General features: G+C 66.9%; 15 protein-coding genes. 1 reads left to right on the top strand and 14 read right to left on the bottom strand.

Features of this window, described 5'->3' with window-relative positions; genetic code table 11:
* From AC5P76_RS10375 to AC5P76_RS10310, 14 genes are all read right to left on the bottom strand, one after another.
* The coding region (locus AC5P76_RS10375) for a flagellin (RefSeq protein WP_495222739.1) at positions 1-1,197 on the bottom strand (1,197 nt) is incomplete at its 3' end.
* Positions 1,198-1,269: 72 nt separating this feature from the next.
* On the bottom strand, positions 1,270-2,487 hold the full coding sequence (locus AC5P76_RS10370) for a flagellin (RefSeq protein ID WP_053517904.1): 1,218 nt from the start codon (positions 2,485-2,487) through the stop codon (positions 1,270-1,272).
* 370 nt (positions 2,488-2,857) lie between these two features.
* Positions 2,858-4,060: a flagellar hook-associated protein FlgL gene (gene flgL, locus AC5P76_RS10365; RefSeq protein WP_053517905.1), complete on the bottom strand. Its 1,203-nt coding sequence runs from the start codon at positions 4,058-4,060 to the stop codon at positions 2,858-2,860.
* On the bottom strand, positions 4,057-5,937 hold the full coding sequence (gene flgK / locus AC5P76_RS10360) for a flagellar hook-associated protein FlgK (RefSeq protein WP_053517907.1): 1,881 nt from the start codon (positions 5,935-5,937) through the stop codon (positions 4,057-4,059). Before flgK ends, flgL begins: the two co-directional genes overlap by 4 nt.
* 8 nt (positions 5,938-5,945) lie before the next feature.
* The gene (flgJ, locus tag AC5P76_RS10355; protein WP_197599950.1) at positions 5,946-7,142 is read right to left on the bottom strand and encodes a flagellar assembly peptidoglycan hydrolase FlgJ; all 1,197 of its coding nucleotides are present in this window, start codon (positions 7,140-7,142) and stop codon (positions 5,946-5,948) included.
* Position 7,143: 1 nt separating this feature from the next.
* Positions 7,144-8,271 carry a flagellar basal body P-ring protein FlgI gene (locus tag AC5P76_RS10350; protein ID WP_414487527.1) on the bottom strand — a complete coding sequence of 376 codons (1,128 nt, stop codon included), beginning with the start codon at positions 8,269-8,271 and terminating at the stop codon, positions 7,144-7,146.
* Positions 8,272-8,279: 8 nt separating this feature from the next.
* Entirely contained in the window at positions 8,280-8,972 is a 693-nt protein-coding gene (gene flgH / locus AC5P76_RS10345) for a flagellar basal body L-ring protein FlgH (protein WP_253118440.1), read from the bottom strand.
* A 22-nt stretch (positions 8,973-8,994) separates the two neighbouring features.
* Positions 8,995-9,780, bottom strand: coding sequence for a flagellar basal-body rod protein FlgG (gene flgG / locus AC5P76_RS10340; protein WP_053517910.1), 786 nt, complete (start codon positions 9,778-9,780; stop codon positions 8,995-8,997).
* A 102-nt stretch (positions 9,781-9,882) separates the two neighbouring features.
* Entirely contained in the window at positions 9,883-10,632 is a 750-nt protein-coding gene (locus tag AC5P76_RS10335) for a flagellar basal body rod protein FlgF (protein ID WP_065175709.1), read from the bottom strand.
* Positions 10,633-10,664: 32 nt separating this feature from the next.
* Complete coding sequence (gene flgE / locus AC5P76_RS10330; RefSeq protein WP_053517912.1) at positions 10,665-11,888, bottom strand: flagellar hook protein FlgE; 1,224 nt, start codon at positions 11,886-11,888, stop codon at positions 10,665-10,667.
* A 31-nt stretch (positions 11,889-11,919) separates the two neighbouring features.
* Entirely contained in the window at positions 11,920-12,603 is a 684-nt protein-coding gene (locus AC5P76_RS10325) for a flagellar hook assembly protein FlgD (RefSeq protein WP_253118441.1), read from the bottom strand.
* Between the two features lie 23 nt (positions 12,604-12,626).
* Positions 12,627-13,034: a flagellar basal body rod protein FlgC gene (gene flgC / locus AC5P76_RS10320; protein ID WP_053517916.1), complete on the bottom strand. Its 408-nt coding sequence runs from the start codon at positions 13,032-13,034 to the stop codon at positions 12,627-12,629.
* 3 nt (positions 13,035-13,037) lie between these two features.
* Positions 13,038-13,433, bottom strand: coding sequence for a flagellar basal body rod protein FlgB (gene flgB, locus AC5P76_RS10315; RefSeq protein WP_053517917.1), 396 nt, complete (start codon positions 13,431-13,433; stop codon positions 13,038-13,040).
* Positions 13,434-13,593: 160 nt separating this feature from the next.
* Positions 13,594-14,538 (bottom strand): chemotaxis protein, encoded by a 945-nt coding sequence (locus AC5P76_RS10310; protein ID WP_053517918.1) that lies wholly within the window; start codon positions 14,536-14,538, stop codon positions 13,594-13,596.
* Positions 14,539-14,667: 129 nt separating this feature from the next.
* Between AC5P76_RS10310 and flgA the strand changes: the two genes are divergently transcribed.
* Positions 14,668-15,324 carry a flagellar basal body P-ring formation chaperone FlgA gene (gene flgA / locus AC5P76_RS10305; RefSeq protein WP_065182183.1) on the top strand — a complete coding sequence of 219 codons (657 nt, stop codon included), beginning with the start codon at positions 14,668-14,670 and terminating at the stop codon, positions 15,322-15,324.
* Positions 15,325-15,377: the final 53 nt, after the last annotated feature.

Genomic DNA, 15,377 nt, shown 5'->3' with positions numbered 1-15,377 from the left:
GTTGGCCTGGGCCAGCATGGCCGTACCGGCCTGCTGCAGGATCTGGGTACGGGTCAGTTCAGCGGTTTCCTTGGCGAAGTCGGTGTCCTTGATGCGGCTGCGCGAGGCGGACAGGTTCTCCGTCGAGGTCTGCAGGTTGGCGACCACCGAGGTGAAGCGGTTCTGGATCGCACCCAGGTCGGCGCGGGTGTTGTTGATCGAACCCAGTGCCTTGTCGACCACTTCCAGCGCCTGCTGGGCACCCTTCACGGTGCTGATGTCGACGTCCTTCAGCAGCTTGCCCGGTGATGCACCGGTGCTGGCGGTGGCGGCGGCGCTGTCGAAGCCGGTGACGCCGGCGCTGGTGCCCGCAGTGGCGGACATGGCGACGAACTTGCCGTCCTTGTCGACGCTTTCCTTCACCGAGGTCAGGTTGATCTGGCCGGCGGTGGTGCCGTCGAGTTCGGCGTAGACGCCGGTCTCACCGATCTTGGCGTTGATCGCGGTCACGGTCGCCGCGGCCAGGGCGGCCTGGTCCTTGGCGGCGTCGCCGGTGGAGGTGATCTTGACGTCGGCGATCTTGATCGCCGAGGTCAGGCCGCCGCCACCGATGGTCAGGCCGGAATAGGTGATTTCCTTGCCCGCATCGGCTGCGACGCTATCGCCTTCGTCGATGGCGATGGTGTTGGCGTCGAAGACGGCATTGCCCAGCGCGTCGGCCTTGGCATCGACCACCTTGTCGATGGCGATGGCCTGGCCGGCGTTGGCACCGACCTGGAACAGCTGGCTGGAGAACGAACCGTCCAGCAGCTTGGTGCCGTTGAACTCGGACTGCTTGGCAACGCGGTCGATTTCGCTGACCAGCTGGGTCACTTCGGCCTGCAGCGCCTTGCGGTCACTGGCCGAGTTGGTGGCATTGGCGGCCTGCACCGACAACTCGCGGACGCGCTGCAGGTTGTTGCCGATCTCGGTCAACGAGCCTTCGGCGACCTGGGCCAGCGAGATGCCGTCGTTGGCATTGCGGATGGCCACATCGGTGCCGCGGATCTGGGTGCCGAAGCGCTCGGAGATCGCCAGGCCAGCGGCGTCGTCCTTGGCGCTGTTGATGCGCGAACCGGAGGACAGGCGCTGGATGGTGGTGGCCAGCGAGCTGCCGCTGGTGCTCAGGTTACGCTGAGCATTCAACGACATCGTGTTGGTGTTGATGACTTGTGCCATGAGGAGAGGTCCTTGAGCGGTTGCACGTGAGTTGGGTCAGACGCCCCCGACGTGCCCCGGGAGCGGCTCATGTCAGCGCTGCAACAGGCTGAGCACGTTCTGCGGCACCTGGTTGGCCTGGGCCAGCATGGCCGTGCCGGCCTGCTGCAGGATCTGGGTGCGGGTCAGTTCGGCGGTTTCCTTGGCGAAGTCGGTATCGCGGATGCGGCTGCGCGAGGCCGACAGGTTTTCGGAAGAGGTCTGCAGGTTGGCGACCACCGAGGTGAAGCGGTTCTGGATCGCGCCCAGGTCGGCGCGGACGCTGTTGACCGATTCCAGGGCCTTGTCGACGATCTCCAGGGCCTGCTGGGCGCCGGCGACGGTATCGATCTGGATGTCGGCGACGTGGGCGGCAGCGGTGCCGGCGGCGGGGGCGTTCAGGTCGGTTGCGGTGGCGGTCGGCCCCATCTTCACGGTCACACCGGCCACGGTGTTGTCGGCCTTGACCGAGGTCAGGGTGACTTCGCCCGCGGTGGTGGACTGCGCGGCATGCAGGCCGGTTTCGCCGATCTTGCCGTTCAGGGCAGCAGCCAGCGCCTTGGTGGCGTTGTCCTGGTTGACCTTGCGCACCGCAGCGATCTCGGCGGCGGTGGCCGGCGCGCCCGGCGGGGTGGTGTAGTCGAACGTGACGTCGCCGATGCTGACGTCGCCCACCGTGATGTTAGCCAGCGTGCCGGCGGCGGCATCGACGGCTGCGTCATCCAGGGTGGCGCTGCCAGCGTTGACGAAGGTCGTCGCGCCCAGCGAGTTGGCCTTGGCGTCGACCACGCTGTTGATGGCGATGGCCTGGCCGGCGTTGGCACCCACCTGGAACAGCTGGCTGGTGAAGCTGCCGTCGAGCAGCTTGGTGCCGTTGAAGTCGCTCTGCTTGGCGACGCGGTCGATTTCGCTGACCAGCTGGGTCACTTCGGCCTGCAGGGCCTTGCGGTCGCTGCTGGAGTTGGTGGCATTGGAGGCCTGCACGGCCAGTTCGCGGATGCGCTGCAGGTTGTTGCCGACTTCGCTCAGCGAACCTTCGGCGACCTGGGCCAGCGAGATGCCGTCGTTGGCGTTGCGGATGGCCACGTCCAGGCCGCGGATCTGGGTGCTGAAACGCTCCGAGATCGCCAGGCCAGCGGCGTCGTCCTTCGCGCTGTTGATGCGCAGGCCGGACGAGAGGCGCTGGATGGTGGTGGCCAGCGAGTTGCCGCTGGTGCTCAGGTTGCGCTGAGCGTTGAGCGACATCGTATTGGTGTTGATTACCTGTGCCATGGGGTCGTCTCCTCTTATTTGGAACCCGTAGGTGAATGGAACGAAGCGCCGCCTGTTTTTTGTTTGGCTGTGTGCTTCGCCGTTGCCAAATGAATAACGGCGCTTTGTCAACAACCTTTAGGCGTGAATTCCGATGAACCGGAAAAAGCCCGCGGGACGCTGTTTTTCCGGGGTTTCACCGGCCTGGAAGGGGGGCGGGCAGGGGTGGCGGGCGCCGCTGGTGGCGCCGGGTGCGGCGGACCTGGGCGCGCGGGTCGTCAATGAACGCGCGCGGCGCACCGGCGGGCGAGGCAGCGGCAGGGTGCTGCGGAAACGAAAAAGGCCGCGATGCAGGGCATCGCGGCCTTCATGGGCGTGTGCGGGAAACGGATCAGCCGATCTTGTTGAACAGCGACATCGACTGCATCTGCGAGAAGATCGTCTGTGCAGCCTGCAGCGCCGTGCTCTGCAACTGGTACTGGCTCAGGGCATCGGCGTAGTCCAGGTCGCGCATCTGTGACAGGGTGGTCTTCAACGTCACACTGTTGGCTTCGCGCATGTCCGCTGCATTGTCCAGCGCCTTGAGCTGCGATCCGCCGGCAGCACGCGAATCGATCATCCGCTCGGACGCGCGGCCGACGTCGCGCAATGCACTCTGCAGCTGGTTCTGCTGCGCTGCCAGCTGTGCGGTGCTGCCGGTATCGGCGTCGAGTGCGGCGATCAGCTTGTCCATCGTCGCGAAGATGTCGCGGCTGCCGGCCGGCTGCACGTTGAAGGTATCGCCGGGCTCGGCAGCGCCGGTGATCTGCAGGCGCACGCCGTTCACTTCCAGTTCGTCGCCGGGCTTCAGGGAGCCGGTACTGGTCACGTTGCCCGTTGCGTCCAGCACCTCGTACTGGTCGCTGGCGGTGAAGCGCACGCTGAAGGCCTGGCCGTTCCAGCTGTCGCTGCCGTCGCGGGTGATGTTGGTCAGCACGCCCTTGCCGGTGTTGCCTGCGGCGGCGCTGCCGTCGACGAAGCCATCGCCGGTTGGAATGCGCATGAAGATCTCGCTGCCGGGCAGGGCGTCGAGCACGTAGGTGTCCGGCCCCACTTCCACCTGGCGCTGGGTCTGGTCGCCGCGATAGACCACCTTGCCGTCGATCTTGGCGAACGGCGGATCGCCGTCATGGGTGCCACCGAATACATAGCGGCCGGTACCATCGCTGCTGTTGGCCAGCGACAGCAGGCCGTCGCGGATCTGGTTCAGCTCGGTGATCAGGGTCTTCTTGTCCGCGGCGCTCAGCGCCGGATTGCTGGCCTGCAGCGTCAGATCGCTGACGCGGCCCATCAGATCGTTGACCTGGGCCAGTGTGTTCTCCTGCACGCCGAGCCGGTTCTGCACGTTGCCGGCGTTGAGGCCCATGCGCTCGAGTGCCGCCAGGCTGCGGTCCAGGCCCACGGCGGTGCCCGCGGCCACGGGATCGTCCTTGGCGCTGACGATCTTGCTGCCGGTGGCGATCTGCTGCTCCAGGTGATTGAGCTTGGCCTGCTTGGCCAGCATCAGCGTCACCGACTGGTTGAACATCATTCCGGTGGAGATGCGGCTGCTCATCGGCGGACGGCTCCCAGGATGGTCTGGAACATGTTGTCGGCAGTGGAAATCAACTGCGAGGCGGCCTGGTAGGCCTGCTGCAGGCGGAGCATGTTCGCCGCCTCCTCATCCAGGTTGACGCCGGAGATTTCGTCGCGCGCGTCCTGGGCCTTCTCGTTGATCACCAGCTGCGCTTCAAGCGAGTACTCGGCCGAGCGCGCTGCCGCGCCGACCTGGGTGGTCAGCCCGCCCAGTGCGCCGTTCAGGGTGACGGTGCCGCTGCTGAAGGCCTTGGCGCTCTCCACCTTGGCCAGCCTTGCCGCGTTGCTGTTGTCCGAAGAGCCGGCCGGGGTCGGGGTGATGTTGAAGGTGTCGCCGGTGCGCGGTGCACCGTCGAGAACGAAACTCCAACCGTTGGCGCTGATGGTCTGGCCCGGGGTGTAGGTCTGCGGTGGGCCACCATCGATGGTGTAGGTGGTGGCGGAAGTGAAGACGATCGCCGCAGGATTGCGCAGGTCCGCATGGCCGGCATCGGTCACGGAGACGCCGCTGAGCTTGCCCGTACCGGTATTGGCGGTGGCGGCGGCGCCCTTCACGGCAGCCGCGGCTGCGATGCGCGAGGGATCGGTGATGGCGATCTCCAGGCTGCCGGCCACGCCGGCAGTGGGCTGCAGCAGGAAGCGGTCGTTGATTGCCGGCGTGCCGCCGACCACCAGCTCGACGCCGTTGATCACCAGCGGATCGGCCGCAGTGCCGGTGCCGGTCAACGGAATGCTGGCGCCGGTGTCGGCGCGGCTCGCCTTCCACTGCGTGCCATCGAACTGCAGGACGACGTTCTGCGCGTCCAGCTTGCCGAGATCGCCGAAGCTGGCACTGATGCTGGCCGTCCCGCTGTTGCCACTGTTGGCCGTCACCCGCGGCGTGCCGATGTTGAAGAAGTCACCGCCGAGCTGGCCGTAGAGATCCACGCCCTGGTGGTGGACCTGGTTGAAGCTGTCGGCCAGGCCGATCGCCAGCTTGCCCAGTTCCGCCTGCGCCGGGGTCAGCACGGTGTCGCGGAACTCCATCAGCCCACCGATCTGGCCGCCGACGGCCTTGGGATCCAGGGTGATGGTGTTGCCCTGCGTTTCCAGTGCCAGCTGCAGGCGCTCGGGCTGGTACGGATCGGCCACGGTGGTGACCCGGGTGGCGGTGGTGCCGACCACCAGTGCGTTGCCGCCGGCGGTGTAGACGTTCATCACGCCGCCGTCCTGGATCACCGCGGTGCCACCGGTATAGCCGATCAGCTGCGAGATCAGCTGGTCGCGGCGATCGAGCAGGTCCGGGGCCGCGCTGGCGATGTTGGTGCCGATGGCGCCGTTGATCTGAGCGATTTCCTGCGCCAGCCGGTTGACCTCGGTCGCTCCGGCGAGCAGGCCGTTGTTGACCTCGCTGTTGAGGTTGTTCAGATGGGTATTGAGCTGCACGAAACGGTTGGCCAGTGCCTTGCCACCGTCCAGCATGCTCTGCCGGTCGGCCGTGCCGGAGGCATTGGAAGACAGGCCGCTGACCGAATCGAAGAAGCTGGACCAGACGCCTGCGACGTTGGTGGCGGCGTCGGAGAACAGCGCGTTGACTCGGTCGGCCATGCCGGACAACTGCTTCAGGCGTGCCAGCTCACCGCTGCTGTCGAGCAGGCGCGAGATCGCCAGCTGGTCGGCAGTGCGCCGGATGTCGGTGATGCGCGTGCCGTTGCCCACCGTGCCGTAGCCGAAGTTCTGCGGATCGGCCGTGGCGAAATTGACCTTCTGCCGGCTGTAGCCCGGCGTGTTGAGGTTGGCCACATTGTGGCTGGTGGTTGCCAGGGCGCGCTGGAAGGCGAGCAGGGCACCGGTACCGGTGGAAAGTACGCTGGACATGGGGTTCCTCAACGACGGGTGATACCCAGCGCCGCTGTTGCGGTGCTGGCGAAGGTCTGGCCAAGGCGACTGCCGGCATCGGTCACGGCGGCGACGGCACGCTCGATGGTCGGGCCGCCGGCGATCGCGGCGATCTTGGCGGCGTAGCGCGGATCGGTGGCATAGCCGGCCCGCTGCAGGCCCCGGGCGAAGCCCTGCACATCGGTGCCGGCCTGCAGGGCCTGCTGGTAGCGCGGGCTGGTCTTCAGCAGGCGCACGTAGTCGGCGAAGCTCTCGGCCGGCGAGGTGTAGGCGCGGAAGCTTGCGGTTTCATTGCGGCGCACGCCATCGACGTACTCATGGGTGCCGGCCACCGCACGCTGTCCGTTCCAGCCATTGGCCTTGATGCCGAACAGGTTGTGCGAGGTGCTGCCATCGGCGTGCTTGATCTGGCGCTTGCCCCAGCCGGTTTCCAGTGCGGCCTGCGCAACCAGCGCGCGGGCGTCCACGCCCAGCTCCCTGGCCGCGCTCTGCGCGTGCTGCCAGATGCTGGCGACGAAGCCTTCCGGGGTATGCGCACCCAGCTGGGCTACCGCGGTGCGGGTCGCCAGCGCATCGGTCGTAGTGCCGCTGCCACGGTTGCTGGCAGTGGCGGCCCACTGGTCGTTGCGGGCTGCCCAGTCGGGGCCGTCAAGCCCGGCGATGTACGGATCATCGGTGCCCAGCGACCGGTGGACGCTGCTGCTTTCGCGGCCGGCGATCAGGTCCAGGGCCTGTTCCATCGGCGCGATGGCGGCCGACGCGTCCTGCTGTGCACCTGCGGCCATCTGCTGCAGCATGCGTACGGCCTGGCCGGCGTCCTCCAGCGGCAGCGACGGCGCCGCCTTGGCGGGCGCGTTGAGCTGATAGGCCCGGCTGGCCTTCGCAGCGCCGATGCCGGTATCCAGCGCCGGTCCTTCGGCGGTCGCTCCGGACAGCTGGCGGGTGATCATGGCCGACAGCCCGAGTCCCTTGCCACGGGTCATCGCCTCGGCGATCTTCTGGTCGTACATCTCCCGGAACATCTTGTTCTCACCGGGAAAGAGCGAGTCGCCGAAACTGGCATCGCGCATGCTCTTGACCAGCATCTGCGCGAACTGGCCTTCCAGCTGCCGCGCGACCTTGTCGATCCTGGCCGGGTCGTTCTGCTGCGCCGGATTCAGCTCGAAGGCGGGGGTGATGCGCATGTCAGATCACCTCGAGTTCGGCGCTCAGCGCGCCGGCCTGCTTCAGTGCTTCCAGGATCGCGATGAGGTCGCCCGGCGCGGCGCCGACGGCGTTCACCGCGTGCACGATCTCATCCAGTGTGGTGCCGCCATTGAACTTGAACATGCGGCTGCCATCGTTGGTGGCGGTGATGGTCGACTGCGGGCTGACCACCGTGCTGCCGCCGGCCAGTGCGTTGGGCTGGCTGACGTTGGTGTTCTCCTGGATGGTCACCGTCAACGAGCCGTGCGAGATCGCCGCAGGGCCGACGCGGACCTGCTGGCCGATGACCACCGTGCCCGTACGCGAGTTGACCACGACCTTGGCCGGGGCGCTGCCCGGGGTCAGCTCCAGGTTCTCGATGCGGGCAAGCAGGCCGATGCGTGCACCCGGGTCGGTCGGCGCGGCCACCGCCACAGTCACGCCGTCGACGGCACGTGCCGCGCCTTCGCCGAAGGCGTTGTTGAGCGCGGCGACCATCCGCGAGACGGTGGTGAAGTCGTTGTTGTGCAGGTTCAGGGTGATTTCGCCGTTGGCACCGAACACATCCGGCAACGCGCGTTCGACCGTGGCACCGTTGGGAATGCGGCCGACGCTGGGCACGTTCACCGACACCCGCGAGCCATCCTTGCCCTGGGCACCGAAGCCGCCCACGATCAGGTTGCCCTGTGCGATGGCGTAGACCTGGCCATCAGCACCGCGCAGCGGCGCCATCAGCAGCGAGCCGCCACGCAGCGACACCGCGTTGCCGATCGAGGACACGGTGACATCGATGGGCTGCCCTGGCTTGGCGAACGGTGGCAGTTCGGCGTGGATCGCCACGGCGGCGACGTTCTTCAGCTGCGGATTGACGTTGGCCGGCACATTCACGCCCAGCTCGCCCAGCAGGTTCTTCAGGCTCTGCACGGTGAAGGGGGCCTGGCTGGTGCGGTCGCCACTGCCATCCAGGCCGACCACCAGGCCGTAGCCGACCAGCGCGTTGCCGCGCACGCCGCCGACCTGGGCCAGATCCTTGATGCGCTCGGCATTGGCGGGCGCAGCCACTGCCAGCAGCACCAGGCAGCACAGCGATGACAGGCGGTGCCAGGAAGAGAAGAAGGTAAGCGTCATGGCCATGCTCAGAACGGCGTCAGGCCGGAGTTGAAGAAGCGGCTCAGCCAGCCCATCGCGTTGGATTGCGCGACCGGACCGCGGCCACCGTAGACGATGCGGGCCTCGGCCACACGGCTGGAGGGAAGGGTGTTGTCCGGGCTGATGTCACCCGGGCGCACGATGCCCTGCACCTGCACCAGCTCGTCGCCCTGGTTCAGGCGCAGATTCTTCTGTCCCTGCACGACCAGGTTGCCATTGGGCAGGCGCTGGATCACGGTGACCGTGACGCTGCCCTGCAGGCGGTTGCTCTGTGCGCTGTTGCCCTTGCCGGTGAAGTCGCGCGCGCCCTTGGCGCTGGCGCTGAGGATGTCCTTGCCGCCCAGGGTGACCGGCGCACCGAAGATCGAGGGCGTCCCCAGGCTCAGATTCGATTCCTTGTTGGTGGCGGTGTTGGCGCTGGTCTGCGCGGTGGTGTTTTCCAGCAGCGTGATGGTCAGCAGGTCGCCGACATCACGCGCGCGGCGGTCCGAGTACAGCTGCAGGGTTGGCCCTGCCGCATAGATCGCACCGGCCGTCGGCTCCGCCTGGGGCGGCATGATCGGCTGCAGCGGCGCCATCGCGGGGTAGGGGCGCACGTCGCCGGCAATCACGCAGCCGCCGAGCAGGGCGGCCACCGTGCTGGCGAGGACAGTGCGGGCGAGGGTGGAAGTGGGCGACATGGCGTTATCCCGGTTGGGCCGGTCAGATCTTGTTGTTGAGGTAGGCCAGCATGGAGTCGGTGGTCGAGATCGCCTTGGCGTTCATTTCGTAGGCGCGCTGGGTTTCGATCATCGACACCAGCTCCTCCACCACGTTCACGTTGCTGCCTTCGAGCGCACCCTGGACCACGTTGCCGAGCCCGTTCAGGCCCGGATTGCCGTTCTGCGCCGGCCCCGAGGCGGTGGTTTCCAGGAACAGGTTCTCGCCGCGCGCCTGCAGGCCTGCGGGATTGACGAAGTCGGTCAGGGTCAGCGCACCGATTTCCACCGATGCGGCGTCGTCGGCCATCTTCACGCTGATGGTGCCGTCGCTGCCGATGGTTACCGACTGCGCGCCTTCGGGAATCTGGATGCCGGGCTGCACCGGGTAACCGCTGTTGGTGACCAGTTCGCTGTCCTGGTTGATCTTGAACGAGCCGTCGCGGGTGTAGGCGGAGCTGCCATCGGGCAGCTGCACCTCGAAGAAGCCCCGGCCATTGACCATCACGTCCAGCGCGCGGCCGGTCTGCTGCTGGCTGCCCTGCTCGAAGTTCTTGGCGGTGGCCACCACGCGCACGCCCGTGCCCAGCTGCAGGCCGGTCGGCAGCTGGGTCTGCGCCGACGATGCGCCGCCCGGCTGGCGGACCTGCTGGTACAACAGATCCTCGAAGCTGGCGCGGTCCTGCTTGAAGCCGGTGGTGTTGGTGTTGGCGAGGTTGTTGGAAACCACCGACATGCGCATCTGCTGCGCATCCAGTCCGGTTTTCGCGATCCACAATGCCTGGTTCATCTTCGGAGTCCTGTCTGCTGAAACCGGCCGCGTGCTGCGGCCCATGGGGTACGGCGTGCAAGCGGTGTGCCAGTGCCGTTACGCGGCGCCGGCGGAATTCCGTCAGCTGCCCAGTCGCAGCAGGCTGTTGGCGCTGCGTGCGTTGTCATCACCGTGCTTGATCACCTGCACCTGCATTTCGTACTGGCGTTGCAGCTGGATCATCTGCACCAGTGCACCGGCGGCATCGACGTTGCTGCCCTCCAGCTGGCCGCTGTGCACGGTGGGCCCGAGGGCCTGGGCGAACGGCTGCAGCGGATCGGTGTTGCGGAACAGGCCATCAAGACCGCGCTCGAGCCGTTCGTCCGGTGCCTGCACCACCTTGATCCGGCCGATCATGGCCATGGTCTGCGGGCCTTCACCCTGCGGAATGATCGAGATCGTGCCGTCGTTGCCGATCTCCATCGCCTGGTACGGCGGAATGGCGATCGGGTTGTTGTTGTCATCCAGTACCGGGCGCCCACCGGAGGTCACCAGCTGACCGTTCGGTGTCACCGACAGAGCCGCGCCGCGCGTGTACGCTTCGCTGCCGTCGGTGGACTGCACGGCCAGCCAGGTGCCGGTCTGCAGCGCCAGGTCCAGCGGCTTGCCGGTGATGTGCTGCGCACCGGGCCGGCGGTTGAAGCCGGCGTCGACGTGCAGCGCATCGACCCGCGAGGCAAAGCCCCGGCCCTGGATCGGGAAGGCCTCGGTGTTGGCCAGCGCTTCCTTGAAGCCGGGGGTATCGGAGTTGGCGAGGTTGTGGCTGAGCGTTCCCTGCGCCTGCAGGGAGGCGCGGGCACCGGTCATCGCCACGTAGAGGGCTTTATCCATGCGGGGAGTTCCGTGACAGGGTCAGCGGCTCATCAACGGATGTTGATGACGGTCTGGGTGATCTGGTCCTGGGTGGTGATCATCTGTGCGTTGGCCTGGAAGTTGCGCTGCGCGGTGATCATGTTGACCAGCTGCTCGGTCAGGTCGACGGTGGACGCCTCCAGCGAGCCGGCCTGGATCTTGCCGAGGTTGGAGGTGTCGGGCATGCCGGTACGGGCCGTACCCGAATCGAACGTCTCCGCCCACACGTTGTTGCCCTTCTGCTCCAGGCCCTGCGGGTTGTTGAAGGTGGTCAGCGCAACCTGGCCGAGCGGCTTGTCGTCGCCATTGGAGTAGCGTGCGTAGACCACGCCGGTGTCCGACACCGTGATTTCGTTGAGCTTGCCCGCGGCGTAACCGTCCTGCTGGGTGTTGCGCAGGGCGAACTTCTCGCCGTACTGGGTCGAGCCGCTCACGTCCAGGGTCATGTTCAACTCGCCCGCGCCGGTGGTCGGGGTGAACGTGCCGAGGCTGATCCTGCCGTTGGCCGGTGCGGTCAGCTTGCCGCTGTTGTCGAAGGTGACCGGCGTCGGGGTACCTGCGGGTTCGCCGTCGACGAAGTTGTGCACGGTCCACTGGTTGACGCCGGCTTCCTTGACGAAGTACGACACCTGGATGTGGCTCACGCCCAGCGAGTCATACACGGTAATGCCGCCGCTGGAGTGGTTGTAGCTGTTGGAATTGGTGGCATCGAACGGCTGCACCGTCGGTTCCTTGGCGTTGGCCGGCAGGGTGAAACCAACCTTTACATCGCTGGTCTGCCGGGGCGGGCTGTCGGTGGTCAGCAGCTGCAGGTCGATCATGCGACCGGCGTCGAAGTTGGTGCCGTCGGCGTTGGGCGCGAACACCTGCAGGCGCGCGCCCTGCGGGTTGGTCACGTAGCCTGCGGCATCGGTCTGGAAGTTGCCGGCACGCGAGTACACCCGCTGGCCGTTCATGTTCATGGTGAAGAAGCCCTCACCGGAAATCGCCATGTCCAGGCTGCGGCCGGTCTGCTCGTTGTTGCCCTGGATGAACTGCTGGGCCACGTTGGAGACGCGCACGCCCGAGCCGACCGCGTTCTTCGACAGGCCGTAGCTGGTGGCGGCGAACAGGTCGGCGAACTCGGCGCGCGACTGCTTGAAGCCGGTGGTGTTGACGTTGGCGACGTTGTTGGCGGTGACGCTCAGGTCGGAGTTGGCGGCATTGATGCCGGACAGCGAGACATTGAAGCCCATGGGATGCTCCTGGTAGATGCGGGTAGGCGGCTCAGCTGACGCGGAGCACGTAGTCGATCGGGGCCGTGCCCAGGCCCTTGAGGTTCAGGTACAGGCCATCGGAACCGACGGTCACGCTTTCCACCGGTGCCTGCACATAGGTGGACAGCTTGGTGCTCTTGCCAGCGGTATCGACATGGTTGGCGACCACGCTGTACTTGCCCGGCTCCATGCGGTTGCCGGCGGCATCCTTGCCATCCCACTGGAATGCGGTTTCGCCCGCGGCCTTGGCCTCGACGCTGATCGAGGTGACCTTGGCGCCGTTGGCATCGGTGATGTCCACGGTGATGATGCCGGCGCCGGGCGCGGCCACCGTGCCCTCGACGCTGCCTTCGTTCTCCAGCACCAGCTTCTCGGACGGCACGAGCACCTGGTGTCCCACCAGCGCGGCGCCACGCAGCACCTGGTCGCTGGCCATCGACTGCTGGAAGCCCTGCACCGTGGTGTTCAGATCGGTGATGCCCTGCACGGTCGACATCTGCGCCATCTGCGCGACCATCTGCGTGTTGTCCATGGGCTTGAGCGGGTCCTGATGCTGCAGCTGCTCGGTCATCAGGCGCAGGAAGTCAGCCTGGTCCAGAGTGTTCTTCTTCCTGGTGGCGTTGCTGTTGGGAGCATTCAGGCCCAGTGCGGAGTAGACGTCCTGGCTGGTCTGGTTGTTGACGGCAGTGGTCATGGCGGTATCCGGTACTGCGGGCCTCAGCGGCCCATGGTCAGGGTGGCCAGGGCCAGTTCCTTGGCGGTGGTCAACATCTCCACGCCGGCCTGGTAGTTGCGCGAGGTCGAGATCAGATTGACCATCTGCGCGACAGGATCGACGTCGGGCTGGTAGATGTAACCGTCGGCGTCGGCGAGTGGGTGGCCGGGCTCGTAGCGCTTGATCGGCGCCGCCTCGCTGCGGGTGATTTCCTTCACCTGCACCGAGGTGATGTTCGGGTCGTCCTTGCTCGTGACCGCCTGGAAGATCGGCTCCAGCGGCTTGTAGACGGCCTCGGCCGAGCCGGCAACGGTGTCGGCGTTGGACAGGTTGGAGGCGATGGTGCTCATGCGCACCGACTGCGCCTGCAGCGCGGAGCCGGCGATGTCGAAGATCGGCAGGTTGCTCATGGCTTATTGCCCCGTGATCGCGGTCAGCATGGAACGGACCTTGCTCTCGACGAAGCTGAGCGATGCGCGGTACTCCAGCGCGGCGCGACCGTAGGCGGCGCGCTCTGCATCCGGATCGACGGTATTGCCGTCAAGGCTGGGCTGGACACCCTCGCGCGCGATCTGGAACGGATTCAGACCGTTGTTGATCGCATAGTGCTGCTCGTGGGTGGTGGCCATCAGGCCGTTGCCATCCTGTCCCTGTGCGCTGCGCAGGGCGGCGTCGAAGTCCAGGTCCTGGGCCTTGTAGCCGGGGGTATCGGCATTGCCGAGATTGCTGGCGATCAGCTTCATCCGCTGTTCGCGCAACGGCATGGCCTGGGCATGTACGCCCAGGTAGTCGGTAATCAGGTTGCGCACGATGCACTCCCACGGGAACGTTGCCCGGGAAGCTGCAAGCGGTGTGCCAAAAAGAAGGGGCGGGGCGCCGCTACGCTCGCCGGGCACGGCCCGGCGCTACCCAGGGGGCGGCCAACATCCGGTAGCGCCGGGCCATGCCCGGCGGAAAACCCAGGCGGCCTCAGGCCGCCATCGCCACCTTGCGCAGGCGGTCCAGCACGAAATCGGCCAGCTCGTGCGGGGAATACTTGGCGACGAAGGCATTGGCGCCCACGCGCTCGACCATCGCGTTGTTGAATACGCCCGACAGCGAGGTGTGCAGCAGCACGTACAGCCCCGCCAGCCCCGGATGGCGCCGGATTTCCGTCGTCAGCGTATAGCCGTCCATCGCCGGCATCTCGATATCGGAGATGACCATGGCGTAGCGGTCGGCGGGATTCTCGCCCGAGGCGTGGATCTGCAGCAGGTGGTCCAGCGCCTGCCGGCCATCGGAGAGCAGGGTGGCGCCGACCCCCAGCTGGTCCAGTACGCTGCGGATCTGCTGGCGTGCCACCCGCGAGTCGTCCACCACCAGCACCTGCAGCTGCGGGCCGTCGGCGGGCATGGCCATCTGTGGATCGAGCACGGCCTCGCCCCGGATCTGCGCGATGTCGGCCAGCACGCTTTCCACGTCGATCACCTGGATCAGCTCGCCCTGGAAGCGGGTGACCGCCGTCAGATAGCTCGATTCAGCGCCCAGTTCCGGTGGCGGATGGATGTCCTCCACCGCGATGTTGACGATGCGCTCCACGCCGCTGACCAGGAAGCCCTGGATCGAGCGGTTGAATTCAGTGACGACCAGGTAGCCGGGCGAGGTATCGGCATCCGGCTCGCGCTCGGGATGGCCGATCGCCAGGCCCAGGTCCAGGACCGGCACCGAGCGTCCGCGCACATCGGCCACGCCGGCGAACTGCCCGGGCAGGCCGGGCACCTGGAACAGCTCCGGGCGCCGCAGCACTTCCTGCACCTTGAATACATTGACGCCAAAAAGCTGACGTCCGCCGAGGCGGAACAGCAGCAGCGCCAGTCGGTTGTGGCCGGCCAGGCGGGTCCGCTGGTCGATCCGGTTGAGCAGGTCATGGGACATGGCTGCTGTATCGGCGTGCAGCGGCGGGAACTTGAGGGTCCGATCCAGCGGCGCCGAGTGTGGTGCCGCGCGTCGCACTGGCACGCCGCTTGCACGCGTCCGGGCCAGGTCCCATCGACAGGAGGCGCCATGCGCCCGATCTCCTCCATCCTGGCAGTCGCACTGGCCATTGCCTCGCCCTGGGCAGTGGCCGCCGACTGGCAGCCGGTGGCCAGCATCCGTGCGGCGGCGTTGTCGAGCCTGCCCGCCGGCAGCGAAGGCGAGGCCCAGGTGGCTGACGCGCTGCGTCTTCCCCGGTGCGGGGGAGCGCTGCAGGTGCAGCCGACAGCGAACACCACGGTCGAGGTCAGCTGCCCCGATGCGGGCGGCTGGCGCCTGTTCGTACCGGTGAAGGTGCGGCGCAACCAGACGGTGCTGGTGCTTGCACGCGGCATCGCTGCTGGAGAAACGCTGACGGCTGCCGATATCAGTACCGCCCAGCGCGATGCTGCACGCATTGCCGGGGCCGTGCTGGCCGATCCCAATGCAGCGATCGGCCGCATTGCCCGGCGTCCGCTGCAGGCTGGAACGCTGCTGTCGAGCAACGACCTGGTCACCCAGCGTCTCATCAAGCGCGGAGACAGTGTGGCGCTGGTGTCGCGGCGCGGCTCGGTCGAGGTGCGCATCGCGGGCCGGGCGATGGGCGATGCCGGCGAGAACGAACGCATCTCGGTGGAGAACCTGTCCTCGCGGCGCATCGTGCAGGGCACGGTGGATGCCCGTGGTGACGTAATCGTGGCGCGTTGAATTCCCGCAAGATTTCCCTAAAGATCACGGCCCTGCGGCCGTTATCCCTTGTG

Source organism: Stenotrophomonas sp. YJH_SMC_36 (genome assembly GCF_059369935.1).
The sequence above is the reverse complement of the archived record's forward strand: the minus strand, read 5'-3'. Positions and strand labels throughout refer to the sequence as shown.